The sequence below is a fragment of the Streptomyces sp. NPDC052910 genome, from assembly GCF_055585605.1.
The window spans coordinates 489,765-512,203 of sequence record NZ_JBVJJR010000001.1; the positions used below are offsets into that span (position 1 = coordinate 489,765).

Consider the following 22,439-nt stretch of genomic DNA (forward strand, 5'->3'; position numbering starts at 1 on the left):
GCGCAGCCCCGGGAAACGGTAAAAGTGGGGGTCCCCCCTCTGGGGGAGGAACCGGGGCACCCTCACCCCCCACCCACCTCCCGCAGGTACGCCTCCGCCCGCTCCTCCTCGTAGAACCACTCCGCGAAATCCGACGGATCGTCGTACCCGTTGGCGAAGCGATCGGCGACGGGCTGCAGCGTGGAAGCGGCCCCGATCAGGCGCTGAGCATGCAGCGGCAGCGGCGCGAGCATCGCGTTCGTCCAGCGGGTGGCATGGTGGCCGGCCGCCGTCCAATGGCGGTCGAAGACCGAGCGCATCCACGCCTCGTCGAACGGCCCGTCCCCCCGCTCGGTGATTGCCGCGAGGCACACCGCCGCGCACTTGGCCGCCGAGTTGGCGCCCTGCCCGGTGACCGGGTCGTCGACGACCACCGCGTCGCCGATCCCGAGGACGAGGCCCCCGGAGGGGAGCCGGCCGACGGGGTCGCGGACGACGGGGGTGTAGCGGCCGGTCAGCGTGGCGCCGGCGTCGGTGAGTTCGACCTGGGTGGCACGGCCGTACTCCCAGGGTGCGTACCGCTCGATCAGTTCGAGCATCCGGGCCAGGTGCTCGCCCGGGCCCTCGCCGGTGCCGAAGACGTCGAGGGGGCCGCCGAGGAGGCCCTCCCAGAAGAGGATGTCGGCGCGGCCGGAGAGGGTCAGGGCGGGGATCACCAGCAGTTCACCGACGCCGGGCACGAGGGTGCAGCGGACCGCGTCGTACCCGGGGTGCTCGGGGCGCGGCCCCAGGCCGTGGACGTACGCCAGGGCGAGGCAGCGCCGGGGCGCGGTGCAGGGGGAGCGGGCCGGGTCGCGGTCGAAGAGGGAGACCAGTTCGCCCTTGCCGGCGGCGACCAGCACGAGGTCGTAACGGTGGGCGAGGAAGTCCAGGTCGCAGACGGTGGCGGCGTGCAGGATCAGGTGTCCGCCGCGCGCCGCGAAGGTTTCCAGCCAGCCGGCCATCTTCAGCCGCTGGTCGACGGAGCGGGCGGGCGCGTCCAGTCGGCCGACCCAGTCGACGATGCGCCGCACCCGCCCGCCGGGGGCCGCGGCGGGGTGCGGCGGGCCGGCCACGGAGTACCCGACCCCCTCGACGGGCGGGGCACGGTCCTCCCAGAAGCCGAGGCCGAGCTCGCGCTCGTGCCCGAGGGCGGTGCCGAACATGACCTGGGTGGAGGTGACCCGGCCGGCGCGCATCTCGTCGGGGGTGCGGTTGGAGAGCAGCGTCACGTCGTAGTCCCGGGCCTGGAGGCCGAGGGCCAACTGGAGTCCGGCCTGGCCGGCGCCCACGATGAGGACGCGTCGCATGCTTTCCTCCCCCGGTCCCCGCCGCGCGCCGTCAGCGCGTTTCGGGGGTGACGTCGAGGGCGCGGCCGACGAGGGTCAGCAGCGAGTCGACGACCGTGCTGCGCTCCCGCGCGTCCATGATCAGCACCGGGATGTCGGCGGCCAGCGACAGTGCCTCCCTGACCTCCCCGACCTCGTGCCGGGGCGTCCCCTCGAAGTGGTTGACGGCGACGATGTAGGGCAGTCCGCTGCTCTCGAAGTAGTCGAGGGCGGGGAAGCAGTCCGCGAGCCGGCGGGTGTCGCACAGGACCACGGCCCCGATGGCGCCGCGTACCAGGTCGTCCCACATGAACCAGAACCGCTGCTGGCCCGGGGTGCCGAACAGGTAGAGGACCAGGTCCGGTTCGAGGGTGATCCGGCCGAAGTCCATGGCGACGGTGGTCGTCGCCTTCTCCGGGACGGCGACGGCGTCGTCCACCTCCTCGCCGGCGACCGTCATCACGGCCTCCGTGCGCAGCGGGGTGATCTCCGAGACCGAGCCCACGAACGTCGTCTTGCCCACGCCGAAGCCGCCCGCGACCACGATCTTCGTGGCCGAGGGGGCCCGGGTCCGGCCGTCCGGGGCGTGCTGCGGACGCTCCCGTACGGGTTCGGGGCCCGCTATCGTCTCCGGCTCAGATCCTGCGAAGTCCACACTGGACCCTTTCGAGCAGCGCGCGGTCGGGCCGGCCGGTGCCGTGACCGGGGCCGTAGACGCGGATTCTTCCCTGGTCCACCAGATCGCCGAGGAGGACGCGGACCACTCCCAGCGGCATCCTCAGCAGGGCGGAGACCTCGGCGACGGCCCGCAGTCCGCGGCAGAGGCCGACGATGGCGCCCTCCTCGGGGACCAGCCGGCCGGCCCCGGCGTCCCCGGCCCGCCGCTCGTGCGTCTGCACGAACGTCTCCACCTGGAGCACGTGTCCGCAGGGGGCCCGTCCGCCCGCGGCCGAGTACGGACGCACCCGGGCCGTCCGGCCCCGGCGCGCGGGCGGGAGAGCGGGGGCCGGGGCGGGTACGGCGCAGCCCCCGGTCATCCGATCGTCTCCACCGACTGGCGTAGTTCGCGCCGGAGTTCGGGGGTCAGGACGTGTCCGGCACGGCCGACGAACAGGGCCATGTGGTAGGCGACGACGCTCATGTCGCAGTCCGGGGCCGTATGGACGCCCAGCAGCGAGCCGTCGCTGATGGTCATGACGAACAGGCTGCCCTCCTCCATGGCCACCATGGTCTGTTTGACGGTGCCCCCGTCCATCAGGGACGCCGCCCCGGTGGTGAGGCTGCCGAGGCCGGCGACGATCGTCGCCAGGTCGGCGGTGGAGTGCCGTGGACCGTCCACCGGACCACCGCCGTCCGGCCGCTGCCCCGATTCGGAGGAGAGCAGCAGCAGGCCGTCGGAGGAGACGACCGCCACGGAGCGGACGCCGGGCACCTCCTCGACCACATCGGTCAGCAGCCACTGGAGGTTGCGTGCCTCATGGCTCAGTCCGTAGCCGACGCCGCCGGGGATTCCGGGCGTACCGGGGACCCCGGGGGCGCCGGGCATTCCGGGGGTGCCGACGGGGGTGACGGGGGTCGCCCCCCGGGAAAATGCAGTCAACCGCGTGCCTCCTCGACATCGCCGACGTCACCACCTGCGTGCGGCGCCGCCGCCCGGCGCCGGTCACCATCACGCCCCGCGAGCTCCTGCTCGACGTCGCGCCGTCCCTCCCGCGCCCCCTGCTGGAACCCGGCGAGCCTGGCCCGCAGCGCCTCCGCGTCCACGCCCTTGCGCACCCGCTGGACGGGCGGGGGCTGCGGCACCGTGCGCGGGGTGCGCTTGGGCAGCCCGGTGTCGGTGAGCTCGCCCTGGTACGGGTCCGGCCGGTCCGGCGCGCCCTGCGGGTACGGCTCCGGTCCGGCCGGCCGGGCGTGCCGGCCGCCGCCCGCCTGGGCGGGCACGGTGGGACGGCCCTCCGGGGTGAGGGGGCGTACCTCGGGCGGGACGGCCGGGGCGGCGCCCCGCTCGGGGACGATCAGTCGGATGGTCGCGTCGTCCGGCGGCCCGGAGGCCTCCGGCTGCGGCGCGAACCCCGCCATCCGCCGCGAACGCCCCGGCAGCACGTGCGCGTTGGCCTCGGCGGCGACACCCGGCATCTGCACCCGCGGCGCGGTCGAGGTGCCCGGCACGGGGGGCGTGGTCCTTGGGTCGGCGACGGCCGGCGGCGCCGCGGGCAGCAGCCGGGCGGGCAGCACCACGACGGCCGTGATGCCGCCGGGCCGCTGCTCGCGCAGTTGGACGCGGACGCCGTGCCGGGCCGCGAGCCGGGCGACGACGTAGAGGCCGAGGCCCATCACGGAGTCGTCCGGGTGGGCCGCCGGGCCCGCGCCGGGAGCCACGCCCGGGGGTTCCGGATCGGCCTGCGCCAGCAGGGAGTTGAGCTGTCCCAGCCGGTCGGGTGCCATGCCGATGCCCTCGTCCTGGACGGACAGCATCACGTCGCCGTTCTCCAGCAGCCAGCCGGAGACCTGCACGGGCACGTCCGGTGGCGAGAACGCCGTGGCGTTCTCCAGGAGTTCGGCGACCAGGTGGCTGATGTCGTCCGAGGCGAAGCCGGCGAGCTGGGAGCGGGCCGGGAGGGAGTGGATGCGGACCCGCTCGTACCGTTCGATCTCGCTGACGGCGGCGCGCAGCACGTCCAGCAGCGGGACCGTCCCCGCATGGCCGCCGACGTGCTCGGAGCCGGCCAGGACCAGCAGGTTCTCGCTGTGCCTGCGCATGCGGGTGGCGAGGTGGTCGAGCTTGAAGAGGACGTCGAGGCGGTCGGGGTCGGCCTCGTGGGCCTCCATCGCCTCGATGACGGTCAGTTGCCGTTCGACGAGGCCGAGGGTGCGCAGCGACAGGCTGGCACAGGTGCCGTGCGCCCGTCCGGCGAGGCCGGCGAGGCGCTCCTCGCGGTCCCGGTCGCGGGCGCGCAGCGCGTCGCGCTCGTCGGCGAGGTCCTGCCGGGCGGCGTCCAGCCGGGCGCGCTCGGCGTCCAGCAGGGTGATGCGCTCCCGCTGCCGGACGACGGTGCCGTGCAGGACGTTGACCGAGCGGGCGATCTCGGCGAACTCGTCGTCGCGGCCCTTGAACGCGACCGGCTCGGTGGCCCCGGGGTCGGCGCAGACCCGGCGGGCGCCCTGCCGGAGCGCGGCCAGCGGCCGGGTCAGCGAACGGGTGGCCCGGACGCCGCCGAGCAGGGCGGCGGCGAAGCACAGCGCGACCAGCCCCGCGCGGACCTGGAAGGCCGTCATGTCCCGCTCGTGGACCCGAGCCAAGTGGGCGGCCTCGGCGGTGGCGAGGTCGGACTCGACACCGCGCATCCGGTCGAGGCGGGTGGTCAGCAGGGCGCGCACCGGCCCGGGGTCGGCCACCTTCTCGCCGGCGACGAGGGCGGGCAGCCGGGACTCGGCGGCCGAGACCTCCGGGCCGCTCACCGCCCGGGTGTAGGCGTCACGGGCCTTGGCCGGGGCGAGCTGGGCGAAGTCGGCGCGGGCGGCGCGCTCGCGGGTGTCGGTCTGCTGGGCGGCGGCGGCCAGTTCCGGCCGTTGGCCCCGGGCGGCGTACGCGGCGAGGAGCAGCCCGCGGGTGGCGGACGCCTCCTCGACCGCGCGGCCGAGCAGCCCCACGGCCTCGCCGTCGCCGGTCCCGGCCCGTTCGGGCAGTCGGGCCGCGAGGGTGCCGGCGACGCCGTGCAGCGCCTGCACCGTGGAGGTGTAGGCGCGGAAGACGGTCAGCGGGTCGGCGGAGCCGGTGAGGGCGGTGCGCCGCTCGCCGGCCAGGCCGTCGAGCCGGGTGCGGACGGCGCCGGGGAGCCCGGTCCGCGTCGTCGCCGAGGTGAGGAAGGCGCCGAGCCGCCGGTCCGTCCGGGCACGCAGGGCCGCGAGGGCGGCCGGTACGGGGCCGCGGCCGGCCGCCGCGTACTCGGTGACCGCGTCACGCTCGTCCGCCAGTTCGTGGGCGAGGCGCACGGCGTCGCTCGCGGCCCTGGCCGTGGGGACCAGCCGCGCGGTGTCCGCCGCGTCGCGGTAGGCGTCCGCGACGCCCAGGGCGCCCGCGCCCAGGACCGCCAGGGAGGCGGTCGCGACGGAGAGGACGAGCCGGTTGCGGGCGCGGGCGGTGCCCTCCGGCACCCCCGTGGTCTGTCGCTCCCGTCGCCCGCCCCGAAGCCGCTTCTTCCGCACCGGTGCTCACAATCCGCTCTCGTCCGGTCTGGGTCCCGCCCACCCCTGGCGCTGACTGGACCTTGTCAGCACGGGAGCGGGGCGGGCGCCGGTCATCCGTCCGCCACACCCGAAGGTGTGGGGTTCCGTCCCGGAAGTTGCCGCGATCGTCCACGGGCCGCACGCCGCCCCCGACCCGTGGGTGGAAGTGTCGTGTCCGCCGCGTCCGCCGCCCCCGGCAACCGCCACCCGGTAAACCGACCGGCCCGCCGGAAGGATGCGCGCCAACCGCCGCGGAAATCCGGGCTCGTGCACACTGGCCCCATGCGCATCGAGCTGGCCACCCTGCCGGGCGACCCGGCCCGGCCCAACGAGGACTTCGTGTCGGCGGTCCTGCCCGCGTCCGGGCGGGGCGGCGCGCTGGCGCTGCTGGACGGCGTGACGCCGCCGCAGGACGGCGACGACGGCTGTGAGCACGGCGTTCCCTGGTTCACGGCGCGCTTGGGCGGCGCACTCCTGGAACTGTGCGCCACCCGGCGCGAACTGACGCTCCGCCAGTGCCTCTCCGACGCGATCACCCGCACCGCGGACGCCCACCGGGCCGGGTGTGATCTCGGTCACCGCCGCACCCCGCAGGCCACGGTGGTGGCGGCCCGCTGGGACGAGGAGCGGGTGGAGTACCTGGTGCTGTCCGACTCCGTCCTCCTGGTGGAGGCCCCGGACGGCGCCGTGACCGCCGTACTCGACGACCGGATCACCCGGCTCGCCGCCCTCGGCCCGGTGACGGACGCCCACCGCAACGCCGAGGGCGGCTTCCACACGGCCGCCGCCGACCCGGCCGTCGCCGAACTGGCCGTCACCGGCGCCCTGCCGCGCACCGGGGTCCGCGCCCTCGCCGCGCTCAGCGACGGCGCGGCCCGCTGGGTGGAGGTGTTCGCCGAGGGCGACTGGACCGCCTGCGCCGCCCTTCTGGCCAAGAGCGGCCCACGGGCCCTGGTCGACCGGGTCCGGGCGGCGGAACTGGCCGACCCGGAACGGCGCCTCTTCCGCCGGGGGAAGGTCCACGACGACGCGGCGGCGGTGTACGCGGAGCTCTAGGTTTCCGGCGTTTTGGAGAGTGGTCGGCCGCGGCGCGGGACCGGCTGCCGGACACGCCGGACCGGCGGGCCCGGGCGGGCGGTCAGTCCGGCAACAGCGCCAGGTAGACCTGCGCCCGAGCGCCGCGCCCGGCCCGGGAGCGGAACGCGATCGCGTCCCCGCGGGCGTCGGGCGCGGGGGCGTCACCGGTCCCGGCGCCCGGTGTGCCGTCCGGCGCACCGCTGACCAGTCGGGTGCGGCCGGTGCGCAGGTCGCGGAGGTGGACCCCGTCGGCGCCGGTGAAGGCCAGCAGCCGGCCGCCGGCGGCGAACTCCCCGTCGGCCGTCCGGCCCTCGCCCCCGGCGGTGATCCGCCGGAGGGTGCCGTGGCGCAGGTCGCGCACGTACACGTAGGCGACGCCGGGGGCGCCGCCCGGGAGCATGTTGCGCGCCCTTGAGGTGAACTGGGCGTACCGACCGTCCGGGGAGACCGAGGGGTCCGTGGCCCACCCCTCGTCCGCGCTGCCGTCGTAGGGCAGGTCGATCCGCCGGTCCGCGCCGGTGCGCAGGTCGCGGACGTGGACCCGGCTCGTCCAGCGTCCGGAGACACCGCCCGAGCGGTCCTCGTAGACGAGCCGACGCCCGTCCCGATCGAGGGTGGGGCGTTCGACGGCGGCCCGGGGCGCGGAGGCGAGGAGGACGCTGCGGCCGTGGACGAGGTCGCGGCGCCAGAGCCGGGCGCCCGGAATGTAGTCGCCCCAGGGGGAGAGCAGGCTCTCGCCGGAGGTGAAGGTGACCGAGCGGCCGTCGCGGGCGAGGACCGGGTTGCGGGAGGCCCCGCCGTCGGGGGCGGTCAGATCGGTGTCGGCCCGTTCCGTACGGCCGGTCCGCAGATCCGTCACGTGGATGTGGCTGGAGTAGGTCGGGGGGACGGTGTCGTTCGACTTGGTGACGAACGAGCGGAACGCGACGTGGCGTCCGTCGGCGTCGAGGGACGGCTCGACGGCGCGCGCCCTGAGGTCGGGTCCCCGTTCGGGTGCGGCGATCCGGGTGATCCCGCCGGTCCGGACGTCCTTGACGAAGACGTCCTCCAGGCCGTTGTCGTCGCCGGGGACGAGGTTGCCGGCCTTGGTGGAGAAGGCCACGTACCGCCCGTCGCCGCTGATGGCGGGGGCGGAGACATCGTCGCCCGCCGGAACGCCGGCGGCGGAGGTGCCGACCGGCCGGACGACGGGCCGGTGCGGCCGGCCGGCGCCGGCGGCCGGGGCGCCGGGAGTGGCGGCCGCGGTGAGGGCGAGGGCGAGGACCGCGGCGGGTAACAGTCCGAGGATCGGCCGTCTCTTCGTTCCCATGGTTCCCCCCTGGAGTCAGATGCTCGATCCGCTCGATGGAACCCGGTCCGCACCGACGGGTCAATCCGCTCTTTTCCGTACGGCTCGGTCCTGTAGGGCGCGGTCGCGTACGACTCGGTCGCGTACGGCCCTGTCCCGTACGGCTCGATCCCGTGCGACCCTGTGCCGTACGACCCTGTCCCGTACGGCTCGGTCGCGTACGGCCCTGTCCCGTACGGCTTCCCGCGCGGTCCCCCGGCCGCCGAAGACGCGGCGGCCCGAGGGGCCCGGTCCGTCAGCCGCCCAGGCTGGTGTTGAGCCGGTGCAGCAGCCGGGCGAGTTCCCCGATCTCGCCGCGGTCCCAGTCGGCGAGCTTGCGCATGTACTGGCCCCTGCGGGCCTCGCGGACGCGGGTGAAGCGGGCGTGCCCCTCCTCGGTGAGGGCGACCAGCGAGGCGCGGCCGTCCGCGGGGTCGGGGGTGCGGGTGACCAGGCCGAGTTCGCCCAGGGCGCGCAGTTGACGGCTCATGGTGGCCTTGCCGACGCCGAAGTAGGCGGCGAGGTCGGTGGCGCGCTGCCGGCCGGCGTCGGCCAGCCGGACCAGCAGACCGTAGGCGGCCGGTTCGAGTTCGGGGTGGACCTCGCGCGCCATCTCCCCCGAGGAGGCGCGGGCGCGGCGCAGGAACACGGAGAGCTCGCGTTCCAGGGCGAGGAACGAGTGGTCCTCACCACTGGCGGTCCGCTGGTCCGTGCCGCCCTCCTCGGGAGGCGGCGTGGTGGTCTGGTGCACGTGGGGCCCTCTCCGGCTTTTCAGTACGTGAAACTTTGCCCGGGTCGCGGCGGGACGCCGCAGCTCCGTCAGTATTTCGCAGGATTAGACCAACGACGGCAACCCGGGGGCCTATCGCCCGGCGCCGCTACCCGCGTAGCTTGTCGAGTGCCATATCTATGTCATGGCCGCGCCAAACAGGCGCCCACCGATCGGTTCCTCCCCCACCGAGGTCCCGGAGGCAGCATGTCCGCACGACTCTCCCCTCAGACCCCCCACACCCCTCACAACCCTCACACCAGCCAAGCCCCTCACGCCCGTCGCGGAGTCCTCACCCCCCGCACCCTCCTCACCGCGCTCCTCGCCGTCCTCGCCCTGCTCGCCGCCCTGCCCGGCACCGCCCGGGCGGCCACCGCGGGCGACGGCTTCGCGCCACCCCGCCCAGGCCACCCGGACCGCGACTGGATGGGTTCCACCGTCCGCCTCCACGAGGGCGGCACGACCGGCGGCGAACCACCGCGGCTGACCGCCTCCGTCGAAGGCGTGGACGTCAGCAGCCACAACGGCAACGTGGCCTGGACCACTCTCTGGAACTCCGGTGTCCGCTTCGCCTACGTCAAGGCCACCGAGGGCACCGGCTACACCAACCCGTACTTCACCCAGCAGTACAACGGCTCCTACAACGCCGGCATGCTCCGCGGCGCGTACCACTTCGCGCTGCCCGACCACTCCGGCGGCGCCGCCCAGGCGAACTACTTCGCCGACCACGGCGGCGGCTGGTCCGCCGACGGCCGGACGCTGCCGGGCGTGCTCGACATGGAGTACAACCCGTACGGCGACATCTGCTACGGGATGAGCTCCGGCGCCCTGGTCGACTGGATGACCGAGTTCTTCCGCACCTACCGGCAGCGCACCGGCCGCGACGCCGTCCTCTACACCTCCACGGCCTGGTGGCAGCGGTGCACCGGCGACTACGCCGGGTTCGGCGCCGTCAACCCGCTCTGGATCCCGCGCTACTCCGACTCGGCCGGGACGCTGCCGGCCGGCTGGAGCTTCCACACCTTCTGGCAGTACACCGACACCGGCCCCGTGGTGGGGGACCACGACCGCTTCAACGGCTCGATGTCCCGCCTCCAGGCGCTGGCCGACGGCTGACGCCGGCCCGTACCCCGGCCCAGGACCGGTCCGCGCACCCGCCACCGCCCTGGTCCGAACGACGGCCGTGCCCCCGGCACATCGGCGCCGGGGGCACGGCTCCCCCTCCGGAAGCGATCAGCCTCCGCGGAGTGGCCGGTCCACGAGAAGCGGCCGGCTCCGAAGAGCGGTCCGCCTCCACGGAACGGCCTGGCCGCGAGGAACGGCCTGGCTCCGCGAACGCCTGGCTCCGCGGAACGGCCTGGCTCCGTCGTACGGCCCGCCTCGGTGGAACAGCCGGCCTCCGCCGTACGGCCCGCCTCCGCGGAACGGTCAGCCGCAGTTGCCGGCCGGGCGGTGCCGGGTCACCACGTCGGTGTAACCGGTGGTCGCGTCGGTCCACACCACGCGGGTGCCGGTGTCCGCCGCGCCGCCCAGTTGCTCACCGCGGTTGCAGGAGACCCGGCCCTTGCGGGCGCCGTCCGGCGTGAGCTGCCACAGCTTGGACAGCGTCTCGTTGCGGTACTCCTTGTCCGGCGTCTGCGCCAGGACGGTCACCGCCTCGTCGGTGGCCGTGAGCGTCACGCCGCGCAGCGCGTCCTTGCCCGACACCGGGCTGATGTCGGTGACGTTCCGACCGTCCAGGTCCGCGCGGCGCACCGCGGTCAGCCCGGTCTGGTAGTCCGGCGTGCTCAGCCAGAAGACGTGCTTGCCGTTGATCGCCGTCGGACCGGCGATGGCGGTCGCGTCCTCCAGGTGCACCAGGGTCCGCGCGCCGCTCGCGACGTCGAGGACGCCGATCTCGTTCCGGTAGACCTGGTCGACGCGGTGCGTGTCGGTGAAGGCGATCCGGCCGTTGCGCAGCGAGGGCGCGCCGGTGCTGTTGAAGCGGCCGCTGCCCGCGGTCGGCGGGATGCGGACGGGTGCGTCGTCCTGGCCGATCCGCACGTACGCCGCCGCGGTGTAGCCGCGCCGGCCGTGCATCTCGAAGGCCACCGTCTTGCCCTCGACCGCGAGCGAGGTGAAGTGGTAGCGGTCGGAGGCGAGCACCTTGACCGGTCCGCCGGCCAGCGGCCGGGCCAGGAGCTGGATGGAACGGCCCTTGTACGCCTCCCACACCACCGTCTTCCCGTCGGTCACCGGGTTGACGTGGAAGCGGCCGTCGTTGGGGCTGATCAGCTTGGGTGCCCCGCTGCCGTCGACGCGTCCGGCCCAGACGGAGTACGCCTCGGTGCCGTCGTCGTTGGACTTGGACGCGGCCCACCAGCCGCCGCCGGCACCCGCGAGCGACCCGTCGGTGTTGACCCGGCCGAGCAGTTGGTCCGAGTCCACGCCCATGGCGAGCTCCCAGCCCGGGACGATGCCGTGGGCGTTGAACGACCGCTCGACCGTCCGCAGTTGGGCGTCCGTGACCTTGAGGTCCTTCGCCGCGGCGAGCACGGCTTGGCGGCCCTCGGTGAAGCCGTCCAGCGGGGTCATGTACTCGTTGACCGCCTTGTAGACGATCTTGTCGGCGAGTGACTTGTCCAGGTCCTGGCGCATGTCCCACAGGGCGCCGGAGAAGATCGTCGAGTTGAGGTGCACGCCGCCGTTGTCGGTGCCGAAGCCGACGCCGAGGAAGGACTTGGAGGTGGTCCTCCCGTCGTTCAGGTCCCGGAACGCGCAGTCGCGCGGCGACTTGGTGCGGCACAGCGACTCGCCCAGCAGGCCCGAGTCGGGGTCGTCCATGGCGGTGCCGCGGGCGTCGTTCTCGATGGCGTTGCCGAAGTAGTCGGCGATGGCCTCGTTCAGGGCGCCGGACTGGCCGGCGTAGACGAGGTTCGCGGTGTTCTCCACGACGCCGTGGGTCATCTCGTGGCCGACGACGTCCAGACCGGCGGAGAGCGGCAGGTACTCGGCGTCGCCGTTGCCGTACACCATCTTGGTGCCGTCCCAGAAGGCGTTGACGTACGGCATGCCCCAGTAGCTCACCCCCACCAGGGATTTCACGGCCCCGCCGCGGCCGTTGAGGCTGTTCCGGCCGTGCACGGACCGGTAGTAGTCGTAGACCTGGCCTGCGGCCCAGTGCGCGTCGACCGCGCCCGACTCGGTGGCGTCCTTGCCGAACGCCGGCCCGGCCGAGCCGAACTCCTTGACGCCCTCGGGCCAGGTGCCGGACGTCTCCTCCACGGACTTGCCGCGGGCGTCCCAGGTGGACAGCTCCTGCTTGGTGCTGTCGCGCATCCGGGAGACGTCGCGCATGACGTACTCGTCGCGTCTCGCGTCCTTGGACAACTGGAGGGCGACGGACTTCCCGTCGAGCCGGACGCCGGTGCCGGCGACGCCGTCCTGCGGCTCGTCGGCCGCCGCCGCGCTCCGCCGCACGGCGGTGCGGGAGCCGTTCGCGGCCTTCTCCTTGTCCGCGCCGAACCTCTTGAGCGCGTCGGCCCTCTTGCCCGCGGCGGCCGTCCTGCCCGTGCCGGCGCCGGGCGGTCCGAACGTCTTGATGGCGCTGTACTGGAGGACCGGGTAGCCGGACCGCGCGTCGACGTACACCTCCTGCAGCACCGGCCGGCCGGTGGCCGGGTCGGCGCCGCGCACGGTGACGTGCTGGGTGAGGACGCCCTCGCCCTTGGGCAGGACGACCAGGCCGCGGGCCGTGCCGGTGAGCGGCGGCGCCGTCTCGCGGTCGTCCGCGTTCTCGCGCGGCCCGGCCGCCCGCTGCGCGGCGAGCCGCTCCTCGGTGGCGCCGACGGCCCGCTCGACGGCCAGTTCCTCGTCGACGTCGGGCGTCGTACCGGTCTTCAGCCCGGTGAAGTACTTCCCGGAGGTGCCGGTGACGACACGTTTGCCGTCCTTGTGCTCCATCCGCACGACGTACTGGCCGCCGAGGACCTCCACGCCCCGGTACCGCTGCTGGAGCCGTACCGTCTCGGCCGCCCCCGCGCTCAGGGTCTGCACCGGCCGCAGGTCACGGCCGGGGTCGGCGATGCGGTAGCGGCTCTTCTTCTCCGCGAGGTGGCCGCGGGCCGCGTCGGCGGGGCTGCCGGTGGCCTTCACCGGCTCCCGGATGCCGCGCACCAGGGCCGGCGTCGCGGTCTTGCCCGCCGGGATCACCTGACCGGGGCCGTCGGCCGGCTTCCCCGGATCCGCGTGCGCCGGGACCGCCGAAACGACGAGTGCGGCGGCGCCGATCAGCGCCGCCGCACCCGATATGCCGCTCTGTGCTCTGCCCGCTGTCGCTCTTATCGCTCTGCTGGCTCTGCTGGCTCTGCCTGAACGTGCTCCGGGACTGCGCAAGGTCTCCCCTTCGGTACGCGCCGGACGTCCGTGCCGGACGGTCGAACTGCTTCAGGGCAGGGCCATGCAAGCGGCAGCCGGTCGGCCGGACAATGGGGAGGGGTATTCCGCGGGCACTTTTCAGCCGGTCCGCGGACGGGGACCGAGGGGGCCGGGACGAGGGCGGAACTACTGGTTCCGGCAGTGGAGCCGCCAACTCCGCCGCCTTTCCCCGCCGGAACCACTCCTTCCTGAGCACAACGCGCACACCCGACGCCCGTTCACACCACGCGCACGGTGTCCACGAGGCGCGAGAAGTCGTCCCGGCCGTGCCCCTCGTCGATCGCCCGGCGGGCGACGACGAGCGCCGCGTCCAGAACACCGGCGTCCGGCCCGCGCGCGGCCGCGGCCTGAACGATGTCCTCGATGCCGGCCGCGACGGAGGCGACGTTCGAAACACCCCCGGATGACTGTCAGCGTCCGCCCGCTCCGCGTACAACGGCACCACCTGCCCCAGCAGCGACACCATTCCCTGCGCCCAGGGACGCAGCCGGCATCTCCTGGTCTACTTCGCCACCCCCAACCCCTGCGGCCCCCACGCACGCCATCGCCCGGTGGCGACGGCATACACGTGTGGGACTCCTGGCAGCGGCGTTGGCGCTGTCGGTGACCGGCTGCGGGGGCGGGTCCGGCAGGTCACCCCTGCGCCCGGACGTCGACACGAACAGCCGGGCCGACTAGGCGGGTTTCTCGAGGCGGCGGCACCCCCCCCGTGCCGCCACCTCCCCCTGTGCGACGCGGCCGTGGTGTCGCAACCGGCTGTGGCGCGAACGGTGGTGACATGTCCGCTAATGACACAACCTCAGGTGGTGCGACCGCTGGTGACACGACCTTTGGCGGTAAGGCCGTTGGCGATACGACCGGCGCCGGAGTTACTCCCTGGCGTCCACCCAACCCCTTGTCGCACGATAACCCCATGCTCACCACCCTTCTCGCCTTTCTCGGGGCGTGCACACTGATCGCGGCCTCCCCCGGCCCCGGCACGATGCTGATCATCCGCAAGTCGCTGCAGAGCAGACGGGCGGGTTTCCTGACGGTGCTCGGGAACGAGACCGGCGTCTTCGTCTGGGGCCTGGCCGCCGCGTTCGGCCTGACGGCACTGCTGGCGGCGTCCGAGGTGGCGTACGACGTGATGCGGATCGTCGGGGCCGTGGTGCTGGTGACGTTCGGGGTGAGGACGCTGCTGGAGGTGCGTCGCGGAGCCGCGAAGGCGGCGGGGGCGGGGGCGGGGGCGGACGAGGGGGCGGGCGCACCGGGCCCGGAGCAGGAACGTTCCGGCTGGTCCTCGTACCGGATGGGCCTGCTGAGCAACCTGGCGAACCCGAAGGCCGCGGTGTTCGCGATGTCGTTCCTGCCGCAGTTCGTACCCGACGGGGTGCCGCACCTGCCGGCGATGGTGGTGCTGGCCGCGATCTGGGCGGTGTTCGAGGTCGGGTACTACGGGCTGTACGTGTGGTTCGTCGACCGGATGCGGGCGGTCGTCGCGCGGGAACGGGTGCGCAGGCGGCTGGAACTGGCGTCGGGTGGAGTGCTGGTGGCGCTCGGCGTGCGGATGGCCGTCGAGGGCTGATCCGGGTGTTGTCGCAGGACCGCCGCCGACCCCGTACCCCGGAGCCGGCGGCGGTCCTCACGACAGCGCGCGGATCAGCGACGGCCCCAGGAGGCGGTGGCGACGGTGCGCCCACCGGCGTCTCGCAGGGTGGCCTTGTCCCGGTCGTTGTTCCAGACGTAGGCACGCCGGTTCTGGTACACGTCGGCGGCGGTGTCACGGCCGCTGCCGGTGTGCACGCGCACGGAGGCGTGAGCGGCGAGGCGCAGCTTGCCGAAGCGGTAGGTGTGGCGCTCGTTGTCGGTGAGCGTCCAGCGGCTGAGGTCCACGGCCTTCTTGCCGGGGTTGGTGACGGTGACCCACTCGGCGTTCAGGCTCCGGTTGGAGCGGTCGTCGCGCCCCGGGCTGTCGTACTGGATCTTGCCGAACACGACGGCCGGACGCGCGGCCGCGCTCTGCTCCGCCGCCACCGCCGCGGGCGCGACGACGGACGCCAGCGCCGCACCACAGGCGGCGGCGGTGACCAGGCGGGCTATGGATCGCGACAAGGGAACCTCTGCTTTCCGGTACGACGGCCCGCCGGGGGCCGCCGCGACCACGGTTGAACGCCCGGCGACTGCCGGGCCCGCCCACTCTCGCGCGGAGGCAACCGTTCCGTGAAAGGGATCGAGTCCGCTGTGACACAGCTCTCACGACTCCGTCACACCCCACGGACAACGGCCGCCCCGCGGAGACCCACCTCCTCCAACCGGTCGCGAACGCCCCTTGGACAGTCCGCATCACCAACCGCCCCCGCCCGTACGACTCCCGCACGGCCCGCCGCACTCCTCCACCGGTTCCCGGGCGTGGAACGAGAGTTCACCCACGACGACGCGATGGGCGCCGCGGCCCACAGCACACACCGCCTGCGCCGTGACACCCACCGCCTGCGCCACGACACGCACCGCTTGCGTCGCGGCACACACCGCCTGCGCCACGGCCCGAATCCCCGCCCGCACCCCAGCCCCCGCCCGCCCCACCCTTGCGACCATGGGCAGACCAGCCCACCGCGCGTGAGAGGAATGCCCCGCGATGTCCCCCGTACCCGCTGTTCCCGCCGACCCCACCGTGCTCCACCCGATGCCCGGCCAGACCCGGGTGGTGCTGCTGAAGCCGCTGGTCACCTCGCCGTTGATCGAGGTCGGCGAGTTCTCGTACTACGACGACCCGGACGATCCGACGGCCTTCGAGACCCGGAACGTGCTGTATCACTACGGCCCCGAGAAGCTGGTCATCGGCCGGTTCTGTGCCCTGGGCGAAGGCACGCGGTTCGTGATGAACGGGGCCAACCACCGGATGGACGGCCCCTCGACGTTCCCCTTCCCCATCATGGGCGGCTCCTGGGCCGACCACTTCGACCTGATCACCGGCCTGCCCGGCCGGGGCGACACCGTGGTCGGCCACGACGTGTGGTTCGGCTACCGCTCGCTGGTGATGCCCGGCGTCCGGATCGGCCACGGGGCGATCATCGCGTCCGGCTCGGTCGTCGTGGACGACGTGCCGGACTACGCGATCGTCGGCGGCAACCCGGCCAAGGTGATCAGGTACCGGTACGCACCCGAGGACATCGCCCGGCTGCTGGACATCGCCTGGTGGGACTGGCCGGTGGAGCACATCACCCGGCACATCAGGACCATCATGTCCGGCACGGTAACCGACTTGGAGACCGCGGCGCCGAACCGCGGCAGGCTCGCGTCGAGCGATGATCGATGAGCATCATTACGAGCGTTGATCAATGAGCGCCGTCGCTTCCGGGACGGGCACCCGCAGGGGGTAAAAGGTCCGGCGTTCCGTGGCTGCGCCGCGTGAGCGCGAGTCACCGCGCCCTACGCCGCGGGCGGAACCGGCGGGCCTAGGCCGCGCGCCCGCCGGGAGGGCCCGTCACACCACGGCCAGCCGGCCCACCAGCAACTCCACCCTGCGCTCGGCATACTCCGGCGGGAGCCGTCGCGCCCGGGTCAGGGTGGCCAGTCCGTGCAGGGCCGCCCAGAACACCTCGGTGAACACCCCCGGATGGACGCCGTCCCCGGCGACCTCGCCGAGACATTCCGACAGGGCGGCGAAGGCGTCCTTGAGAGGACGCGGGGTGTCCTCGTGCGCGAAGGCCAGGCCGCCCTCGAGCTGGAACAGCGCGTCGTAGACCGCCGGGTTGCGCGCGGCGAAGTCGAGGTAGGTACGGGCGAGGGCGGTCACCCGGGTACGGGGGCCGTCCGCGGCGGAGGTCGCGGCCCGCAGCGCCGTGGCCAACTCGGTGGCGCCTTCCAGGGCGACGGCGCCGATGATCTCGCGTTTACCGCGGAAGTGGCTGTAGAGGACCGGCTGGCTGTATTCGATGCGTTCGGCGAGCCGGCGGGTGGTGACCGCGTCCCAGCCCTGCTGTTCGGCGAGTTCGCGGGCTGTCGCCACGATGAGGCGCTCGCGCTCCGCCCGTTCACGCTGCTTGCGTTCCTGTACCGACATGGCGAAATTCTAGCACCGCTAGACAATCGAGCATCGACACACCTAGCATTGCCTCACAAGCTAGCAGCGCTAGATTCGGAGGAGTCATCATGCTCACCGCACTCGAGGTCTTCACCACCGTGGTCGTGGGCGTGATGGTGGGGGTGGAATGTTCGGTCGCCTTCGTCATCAACCCGATCCTCGACGCACTCCCCGGCGACAGTGGCCAGCTCGGCCGCGCCCACGGGGGCCGGATGCTCGGTGCCGTGATGCCGGTCTGGTACGTCACCTCGCTCGCCCTCGTCGCGGTCTGGGCCATCGCCGGATGGCACCACCCTGGAACCGGCTTGGCCGTCGTCGCCGGCGCATTGCTGATGTTCAGCGTGGTCATGTCGATCCTGCTGCTCGTCCCGATCAACAACCGGGGCAAGACGTGGACCCCCGAGAACCGGCCCGAGGACTGGAAGGAGCAGATGAACCGGTGGGACCGCTACCACTACGTCCGCGTCGCCGTCATCGTCGCCGCCTTCGCCCTGCTGGTCACCGCCCTCGCCTGAGCCCACGGACCGACACCGCGCCGGTGGCACACCATCCCCACGCCACCTTGCACCACTTGCCCCTCACACGCCTCGCCGCCCCCGGCCTGAACCACTGACGCCGGGGGCGGCGAGCCGCACTCCCCCACCCGCCGACGGGTGACGGCCACTCCACCGGCACGGTGACGAACGTCCCCTGGGCCGGACAGCGTGACCAAAGCCCCCGTGTCCTCAATTCCCGAAAGCCGGCGACCGCGCCGACGCGGTCGCCGGCACCGGCGTCGTACAGTGCCGCCATGACGCACAGCGGTGAAGACCGCCCGGGCGAGCCGGACCGCGCGCGGCGGGCCGTCTTCGGTGAGGCCGCCGAGGAGTACGACGCCGCCCGGCCCGGGTATCCAAGCCGGCTGTTCTCCGATGTCCTGGCGTTCGCGTGACGCGGTACGGAGGGTGCCGTCGAGGCGCTGGAGGTCGGCGCGGGTACCGGGAAGGCGACCTTGGCGTTCGCCGCGCTCGGCGTGCCGGTGACGGCGGTCGAGCCGGACCCGCGCATGGCCACCGTCCTGGCGCGGCACTGCGCGGGCCGCCCCGATGTCAGCGTGCACGTCGGCGACTTCGAGACCTGGGACCTGGCCGGCCGCCGTTTCGGGCTCCTGTTCTCGGCCCAGGCGTGGCACTGGGTGGACCCGGAGGTCCGTTGGTCACGGGCCCGGTCCGCACTCCGCCCCGGCGGCTCGCTCGCCCTCTTCCGGAACGACTGGTACATCCCCGACGAGAACCTGCGGCACGAACTCGCGGCCCATCATGACCGGTTACTGCCCGAACGTCCCCCGCACTCGATCCTCGACGAGCGGCCGCGCGAGTCGGACCGGGGCGAGGAGTCCTGGATCACCGCGGAGCTCCGCGCGCACGCCGGCTTCTCAGATCCCGTCCACCGCTCCTACACCACGGCACACGAGCGTTCCACCACCGGCTTCACTGCCCTGCTGACTTCCCTCTCCTTCTACCGCGCCCAGCCGGAGGCCACCCGCCGCAGCCTGCTCGCCGAGGTCGCACGGATCGTCGACGCGCACGGCGGCCACGTCCGCCTGACGACGAGGACGGGGCTGTGCCTGGCGCGCACGCGGTCCTGAGGAAGCGGGTCGCCGCGTTCACTCGTGCGCGAACTCCGCGGTTTCCACGGCGAGTCCGACACCGTTTCCGTGAGGTCGATCCGGTCGCCGAACTTCACGGCGGGCTCCAGGCGGTACGCTCCGTCCTTCGGGTCCCTGTAGATGTGACACAGCCCTGTGTACGGGTCGACGATCAGGAGCACCGGGACTCCGGCCGCCGCGTAGGCGTCCTTCTTGGGCCCGTAGTCGTTGCGCGCGGTGTCCTTGGAGATCACTTCGGTGACGAAGGCGACATCCTGGTACGTCCAACGCCCCTGGGCGTTCTTCTCCGCGCCTTCCTTCAGGAGTACGACGTCGGCGGCGAAGCCGTTCAGGTGGCCGGGGAAGTCGATGCGGACGTCCGATTTGATCTGCCGCCGCGGAAACTCGGCCCTGAGCTGGTCGTAGATAGTGGCGATGATGTCCCAGTGATTGTCCCGTTGCGGCGACCTGTAGATGGCCCCCTCGACGATCTCCACCTTGTAGCCCTCGGGGACGGGCATCCGCTTCAGCCAGTCGAACATCGCGTCCAGACTCAGCTCGTCGCTATCGGCCATCTCGATCAGCTCGATCCTGTCGGTCAGCTCGATGGTCACCGTGCGCTCCTCCCTGCCGCCGCGCAGTGCGGGCAGCCGCGCAATACAACGGTACGCACGCCACGCAGATACGCCCTGCCTGCGAAAACCACGGCGCTCGGTCGTCGGGTCCGGTGGGCTCCCGCACGCCGGTCTACGTCGTCGTTCGACCGTTACCGTCCTCCACCGGCGGGACCGAGGGGGAGCCATGCCCCGCGGGTGACGGCCGTCCTGGCTCATCCCGTGGGCGGAACGGGTGAGGCGGGCGTCGAAGTTCGTCACCTATTCGGCAACGGACCGCCGGAGCGCGGCGTTCCCGCGATCCGACGGCCCGTCGGAAAAGGCAGTGAGCGCCGCCTACGCGGCCAGCGGCACCTTCGTCTCGACCGCCGTGTCCGCCGGTTCCAGGGCCAACTCCAGCACCTGCCGGACGTCCGACACCGCGTGGACGTCCAGCTTCTCCAGGACCTCGGCGGGGACGTCGTCCAGGTCGGGCTCGTTGCGCTTGGGGATGACGACGGTGGTGACGCCCGCCCGGTGTGCGGCCAGCAGCTTCTGCTTGACGCCGCCGATCGGCAGGACGCGCCCGGTCAGCGAGACCTCGCCGGTCATCGCGACGTCCGGGCGGACCCGGCGGCCGGAGAGCAGGGACGCCAGGGCCGTCGTCATCGTGATGCCGGCGCTCGGCCCGTCCTTGGGGACGGCGCCCGCCGGGACGTGCAGGTGGACGCCGCGTTCCTTGAGGTCACCGACCGGAAGCTCCAGTTCCGCGCCGTGCGAGCGGAGGAAGGAGAGGGCGATCCGCGCGGACTCCTTCATCACGTCGCCGAGCTGGCCGGTGAGGGTCAGCCCGGCGGCGCCCGTCTCCGGGTCGGCGAGGGACGCCTCGACGAAGAGGACGTCGCCGCCCGCGCCGGTGACGGCCAGACCGGTGGCCACGCCCGGGACGGAGGTGCGCCGCTCGGCCGGGTCCTGAGCGGACTCGGGCGTGTGGTGCGGCCGGCCGATCAGCGGGCGGAGTTCGTCCGCGCCGATCGCGAAGGGCAGTTCCCGCTCCCCGAGTTCGTGCTTCGCCGCGACCTTGCGGAGCAGCCGGGCCAGGTACCGCTCCAGGGTGCGGACGCCCGCCTCGCGGGTGTACTCGCCGGCGAGCCGGCGCAGCGCCGCGTCGTCCACCGTGACCTCGCCGGGCTCCAGGCCCGCCCGCTCCCGTTGCCGGGGCAGCAGGTGGTCGCGGGCGATGACGACCTTTTCGTCCTCGGTGTAGCCGTCGAGGCGGACGAGCTCCATCCGGTCGAGCAGGGGCTGCGGGATGGCTTCCAGGACGTTGGCGGTGGCGAGGAAGACCACGTCGGAGAGGTCGAGTTCGACCTCCAGGTAGTGGTCGCGGAAGGTGTGGTTCTGCGCGGGGTCGAGGACCTCCAGGAGCGCCGCGGCGGGGTCGCCGCGGAAGTCGGAGCCGACCTTGTCGATCTCGTCGAGGAGGACGACCGGGTTCATCGAACCGGCCTCCTTGACGGCGCGCACGATACGGCCGGGGAGCGCGCCGACGTACGTACGCCGGTGGCCGCGGATCTCCGCCTCGTCCCGGACACCGCCGAGCGCCACCCGGACGAACTCCCGCCCCATGGCCTTGGCGACACTCTCGCCGAGCGACGTCTTCCCGACGCCGGGCGGCCCGACGAGCGCGAGCACCGCGCCCCCGCGCCGTCCCCCGATCACGCCCAGCCCCCGGTCGGCGCGCCGCTTGCGCACGGCCAGGTACTCGGTGATCCGCTCCTTGACGTCGTCCAGGCCCGCGTGGTCCGCGTCGAGCACGGCCCGGGCGCCCGGGATGTCGTACGAGTCCTCGGTGCGCCGGTTCCACGGCATCTCCAGGACGGTGTCGAGCCAGGTGCGGATCCAGCCGCTCTCGGGGCTCTGGTCGGAGGCCCGCTCCAGCTTGTCGACCTCCTTCAGGGCCACCTCCCGTACCTTCTCCGGCAGGTCGGCGGCCTCCACCCGGGACCGGTAGTCGTCGGACTCGCCGCCCGGCTCCCCGTTGAGCTCGGCCAGCTCCTTGCGGACGGCCTCCAACTGGCGGCGGAGCAGGAACTCGCGCTGCTGCTTGTCGACGCCCTCCTGGACGTCCTTGGCGATGGACTCGGCGACGTCCTGCTCGGCGAGGTGGTCACCGAGCTGCTTCACGGCGAGCCTCAGCCGCGCGACCGGGTCGGCGGTCTCCAGCAGCTCGACGCGCTGGGCGACGGTGAGGAAGGGCGAGTAGCCGGAGTTGTCGGCGAGCTGGGCGGGGTCGTCGATCTGCTGGACGCGGTCCACCACCTGCCATGCGCCGCGCTTGCGGAGCCAACTGGTGGCGAGCGCCTTGTACTCCTTCATCAGCTCGGTGACGGCGCCCGGCAGCGGATCGGGGGTGACCTCCTCGACGGCCGTGCCCTCCACCCAGAGCGCGGCACCCGGCCCGGTGGTCCCGGCCCCGATCCGCACTCGGCGGACACCGCGGATGAGGGCGCCCGGATCCCCGTCGGAGAGCCGGCCGACCTGCTCCACCGTGCCCAGGGTGCCGATGCCCGCATAGGTGCCGTCGACGCGCGGGACGAGCAGCACGCGCGGCTTCCCGCCGCCTCGCGCCCCACCCTGCGCCGCGGCTTGCGCCGCCTCGACGGCCGCGCGCACCTCGGAGTCGGTCAGATCCAGCGGAACGACCATCCCCGGCAGGACGACCTCGTCGTCGAGCGGCAGCACGGGCAGGGTCAGTGACGCATTGCTGTCAACGGCCTCAGCAGCCATGATCTCCCCTTCGGCAGGCAAGTTGAGCTCTGCTGACTCAATGCTTCTGAGCTCAGGGATGTTCCCCGCTTCTTGTTCGCTGTGAGCGATCAGCCGACTCGCGCGCGGCGGCGGGCCGGTCACCTCCACCGGCCGTGGGGTCACGAGGACACCGCGACGGTTCGCGAGGACTACGTCCGAGGACGCAGCCCTGCTGCGCCG

At 73.3% G+C, this 22,439-nt stretch carries 18 protein-coding genes and 2 pseudogenes; 7 read left to right on the top strand and 13 right to left on the bottom strand.

The genetic code is table 11. The annotated features are described in order from the left end of the window. Positions 1-62 precede the first annotated feature (62 nt). From ACZ6X9_RS02080 to ACZ6X9_RS02100, 5 genes are read right to left on the bottom strand one after another with little or no spacing between them, the layout of a single operon-like run. Positions 63-1,328 (bottom strand): styrene monooxygenase/indole monooxygenase family protein, encoded by a 1,266-nt coding sequence (locus tag ACZ6X9_RS02080; RefSeq protein ID WP_469775990.1) that lies wholly within the window; start codon positions 1,326-1,328, stop codon positions 63-65. Positions 1,329-1,359: 31 nt separating this feature from the next. After that, positions 1,360-1,971, bottom strand: a complete 612-nt coding sequence (locus ACZ6X9_RS02085) for a GTP-binding protein (protein ID WP_469776619.1) — start codon at positions 1,969-1,971, stop codon at positions 1,360-1,362. A 10-nt stretch (positions 1,972-1,981) separates the two neighbouring features. Continuing rightward, positions 1,982-2,383 (bottom strand): DUF742 domain-containing protein, encoded by a 402-nt coding sequence (locus tag ACZ6X9_RS02090; RefSeq protein ID WP_469775991.1) that lies wholly within the window; start codon positions 2,381-2,383, stop codon positions 1,982-1,984. Next, positions 2,380-2,892, bottom strand: a complete 513-nt coding sequence (locus ACZ6X9_RS02095; protein WP_469776620.1) for a roadblock/LC7 domain-containing protein — start codon at positions 2,890-2,892, stop codon at positions 2,380-2,382. Before ACZ6X9_RS02095 ends, ACZ6X9_RS02090 begins: the two co-directional genes overlap by 4 nt. A gap of 50 nt (positions 2,893-2,942) precedes the next feature. Then, the gene (locus ACZ6X9_RS02100) at positions 2,943-5,501 is read right to left on the bottom strand and encodes a sensor histidine kinase (RefSeq protein WP_469775992.1); all 2,559 of its coding nucleotides are present in this window, start codon (positions 5,499-5,501) and stop codon (positions 2,943-2,945) included. Positions 5,502-5,855: 354 nt separating this feature from the next. Here ACZ6X9_RS02100 and ACZ6X9_RS02105 point away from each other — a divergent pair, with 354 nt between their 5' ends. Continuing rightward, positions 5,856-6,629, top strand: coding sequence for a protein phosphatase 2C domain-containing protein (locus ACZ6X9_RS02105; RefSeq protein WP_469775993.1), 774 nt, complete (start codon positions 5,856-5,858; stop codon positions 6,627-6,629). A gap of 82 nt (positions 6,630-6,711) precedes the next feature. Here ACZ6X9_RS02105 and ACZ6X9_RS02110 read toward each other — a convergent pair whose 3' ends face one another. Both ACZ6X9_RS02110 and ACZ6X9_RS02115 read right to left on the bottom strand, forming a co-directional pair. After that, entirely contained in the window at positions 6,712-7,959 is a 1,248-nt protein-coding gene (locus ACZ6X9_RS02110; protein ID WP_469775994.1) for a TolB family protein, read from the bottom strand. A 274-nt stretch (positions 7,960-8,233) separates the two neighbouring features. Then, on the bottom strand, positions 8,234-8,728 hold the full coding sequence (locus tag ACZ6X9_RS02115; RefSeq protein ID WP_469775995.1) for a MarR family winged helix-turn-helix transcriptional regulator: 495 nt from the start codon (positions 8,726-8,728) through the stop codon (positions 8,234-8,236). A 225-nt stretch (positions 8,729-8,953) separates the two neighbouring features. Here ACZ6X9_RS02115 and ACZ6X9_RS02120 point away from each other — a divergent pair, with 225 nt between their 5' ends. Beyond that, positions 8,954-9,862 carry a lysozyme gene (locus ACZ6X9_RS02120; RefSeq protein ID WP_469775996.1) on the top strand — a complete coding sequence of 303 codons (909 nt, stop codon included), beginning with the start codon at positions 8,954-8,956 and terminating at the stop codon, positions 9,860-9,862. Positions 9,863-10,174: 312 nt separating this feature from the next. Here ACZ6X9_RS02120 and ACZ6X9_RS02125 read toward each other — a convergent pair whose 3' ends face one another. Both ACZ6X9_RS02125 and ACZ6X9_RS02130 read right to left on the bottom strand, forming a co-directional pair. After that, entirely contained in the window at positions 10,175-13,069 is a 2,895-nt protein-coding gene (locus ACZ6X9_RS02125) for a M4 family metallopeptidase (RefSeq protein WP_469776621.1), read from the bottom strand. A 311-nt stretch (positions 13,070-13,380) separates the two neighbouring features. Beyond that, positions 13,381-13,551: pseudogene (locus ACZ6X9_RS02130) on the bottom strand (imine reductase family protein); the annotation flags it as partial. Positions 13,552-14,075: 524 nt separating this feature from the next. Here ACZ6X9_RS02130 and ACZ6X9_RS02135 point away from each other — a divergent pair. Then, positions 14,076-14,729 carry a LysE family translocator gene (locus ACZ6X9_RS02135; protein WP_469775997.1) on the top strand — a complete coding sequence of 218 codons (654 nt, stop codon included), beginning with the start codon at positions 14,076-14,078 and terminating at the stop codon, positions 14,727-14,729. 74 nt (positions 14,730-14,803) lie between these two features. Here the strand turns inward: ACZ6X9_RS02135 and ACZ6X9_RS02140 are convergent, their stop codons facing one another. Next, a complete protein-coding gene (locus ACZ6X9_RS02140; RefSeq protein WP_469775998.1) occupies positions 14,804-15,256 on the bottom strand; it encodes a lamin tail domain-containing protein in 453 nt (150 codons plus the stop codon). A gap of 523 nt (positions 15,257-15,779) precedes the next feature. Between ACZ6X9_RS02140 and ACZ6X9_RS02145 the strand changes: the two genes are divergently transcribed. Next, entirely contained in the window at positions 15,780-16,460 is a 681-nt protein-coding gene (locus ACZ6X9_RS02145) for a CatB-related O-acetyltransferase (RefSeq protein ID WP_469775999.1), read from the top strand. A gap of 168 nt (positions 16,461-16,628) precedes the next feature. On the opposite strand, the gene ACZ6X9_RS02150 is transcribed toward ACZ6X9_RS02145, so the two are convergent. Then, positions 16,629-17,207 (bottom strand): TetR/AcrR family transcriptional regulator, encoded by a 579-nt coding sequence (locus ACZ6X9_RS02150; RefSeq protein WP_469776000.1) that lies wholly within the window; start codon positions 17,205-17,207, stop codon positions 16,629-16,631. Between the two features lie 89 nt (positions 17,208-17,296). Between ACZ6X9_RS02150 and ACZ6X9_RS02155 the strand changes: the two genes are divergently transcribed. The 3 genes and pseudogenes from ACZ6X9_RS02155 to ACZ6X9_RS02165 form a co-directional block, all read left to right on the top strand. After that, a complete protein-coding gene (locus ACZ6X9_RS02155; RefSeq protein WP_469776001.1) occupies positions 17,297-17,743 on the top strand; it encodes an anthrone oxygenase family protein in 447 nt (148 codons plus the stop codon). A gap of 275 nt (positions 17,744-18,018) precedes the next feature. Then, on the top strand, positions 18,019-18,159 hold the full coding sequence (locus ACZ6X9_RS02160; RefSeq protein ID WP_469776002.1) for a hypothetical protein: 141 nt from the start codon (positions 18,019-18,021) through the stop codon (positions 18,157-18,159). A 27-nt stretch (positions 18,160-18,186) separates the two neighbouring features. Then, positions 18,187-18,453 (top strand): annotated as a pseudogene (locus tag ACZ6X9_RS02165) (class I SAM-dependent methyltransferase); the annotation flags it as partial. Between the two features lie 272 nt (positions 18,454-18,725). Here ACZ6X9_RS02165 and ACZ6X9_RS02170 read toward each other — a convergent pair. Beyond that, the gene (locus tag ACZ6X9_RS02170) at positions 18,726-19,469 is read right to left on the bottom strand and encodes a Uma2 family endonuclease (RefSeq protein ID WP_469776003.1); all 744 of its coding nucleotides are present in this window, start codon (positions 19,467-19,469) and stop codon (positions 18,726-18,728) included. Between the two features lie 336 nt (positions 19,470-19,805). Beyond that, complete coding sequence (lon, locus tag ACZ6X9_RS02175) at positions 19,806-22,238, bottom strand: endopeptidase La (RefSeq protein WP_469776004.1); 2,433 nt, start codon at positions 22,236-22,238, stop codon at positions 19,806-19,808. Positions 22,239-22,439: the final 201 nt, after the last annotated feature.

Coding starts and splice junctions, on each gene's coding strand:
- ACZ6X9_RS02110 (WP_469775994.1), bottom strand. CDS start 7,959: ATGGGAACGAAGAGACGGCCGATCCTCGGACTGTTACCCGCCGCGGTC.
- ACZ6X9_RS02090 (WP_469775991.1), bottom strand. CDS start 2,383: ATGACCGGGGGCTGCGCCGTACCCGCCCCGGCCCCCGCTCTCCCGCCC.
- ACZ6X9_RS02150 (WP_469776000.1), bottom strand. CDS start 17,207: ATGTCGGTACAGGAACGCAAGCAGCGTGAACGGGCGGAGCGCGAGCGC.
- ACZ6X9_RS02155 (WP_469776001.1), top strand. CDS start 17,297: ATGCTCACCGCACTCGAGGTCTTCACCACCGTGGTCGTGGGCGTGATG.
- ACZ6X9_RS02080 (WP_469775990.1), bottom strand. CDS start 1,328: ATGCGACGCGTCCTCATCGTGGGCGCCGGCCAGGCCGGACTCCAGTTG.
- lon (WP_469776004.1), bottom strand. CDS start 22,238: ATGGCTGCTGAGGCCGTTGACAGCAATGCGTCACTGACCCTGCCCGTG.
- ACZ6X9_RS02120 (WP_469775996.1), top strand. CDS start 8,954: ATGTCCGCACGACTCTCCCCTCAGACCCCCCACACCCCTCACAACCCT.
- ACZ6X9_RS02105 (WP_469775993.1), top strand. CDS start 5,856: ATGCGCATCGAGCTGGCCACCCTGCCGGGCGACCCGGCCCGGCCCAAC.
- ACZ6X9_RS02135 (WP_469775997.1), top strand. CDS start 14,076: ATGCTCACCACCCTTCTCGCCTTTCTCGGGGCGTGCACACTGATCGCG.
- ACZ6X9_RS02145 (WP_469775999.1), top strand. CDS start 15,780: ATGTCCCCCGTACCCGCTGTTCCCGCCGACCCCACCGTGCTCCACCCG.
- ACZ6X9_RS02095 (WP_469776620.1), bottom strand. CDS start 2,892: ATGCCCGGCGCCCCCGGGGTCCCCGGTACGCCCGGAATCCCCGGCGGC.
- ACZ6X9_RS02160 (WP_469776002.1), top strand. CDS start 18,019: ATGACGCACAGCGGTGAAGACCGCCCGGGCGAGCCGGACCGCGCGCGG.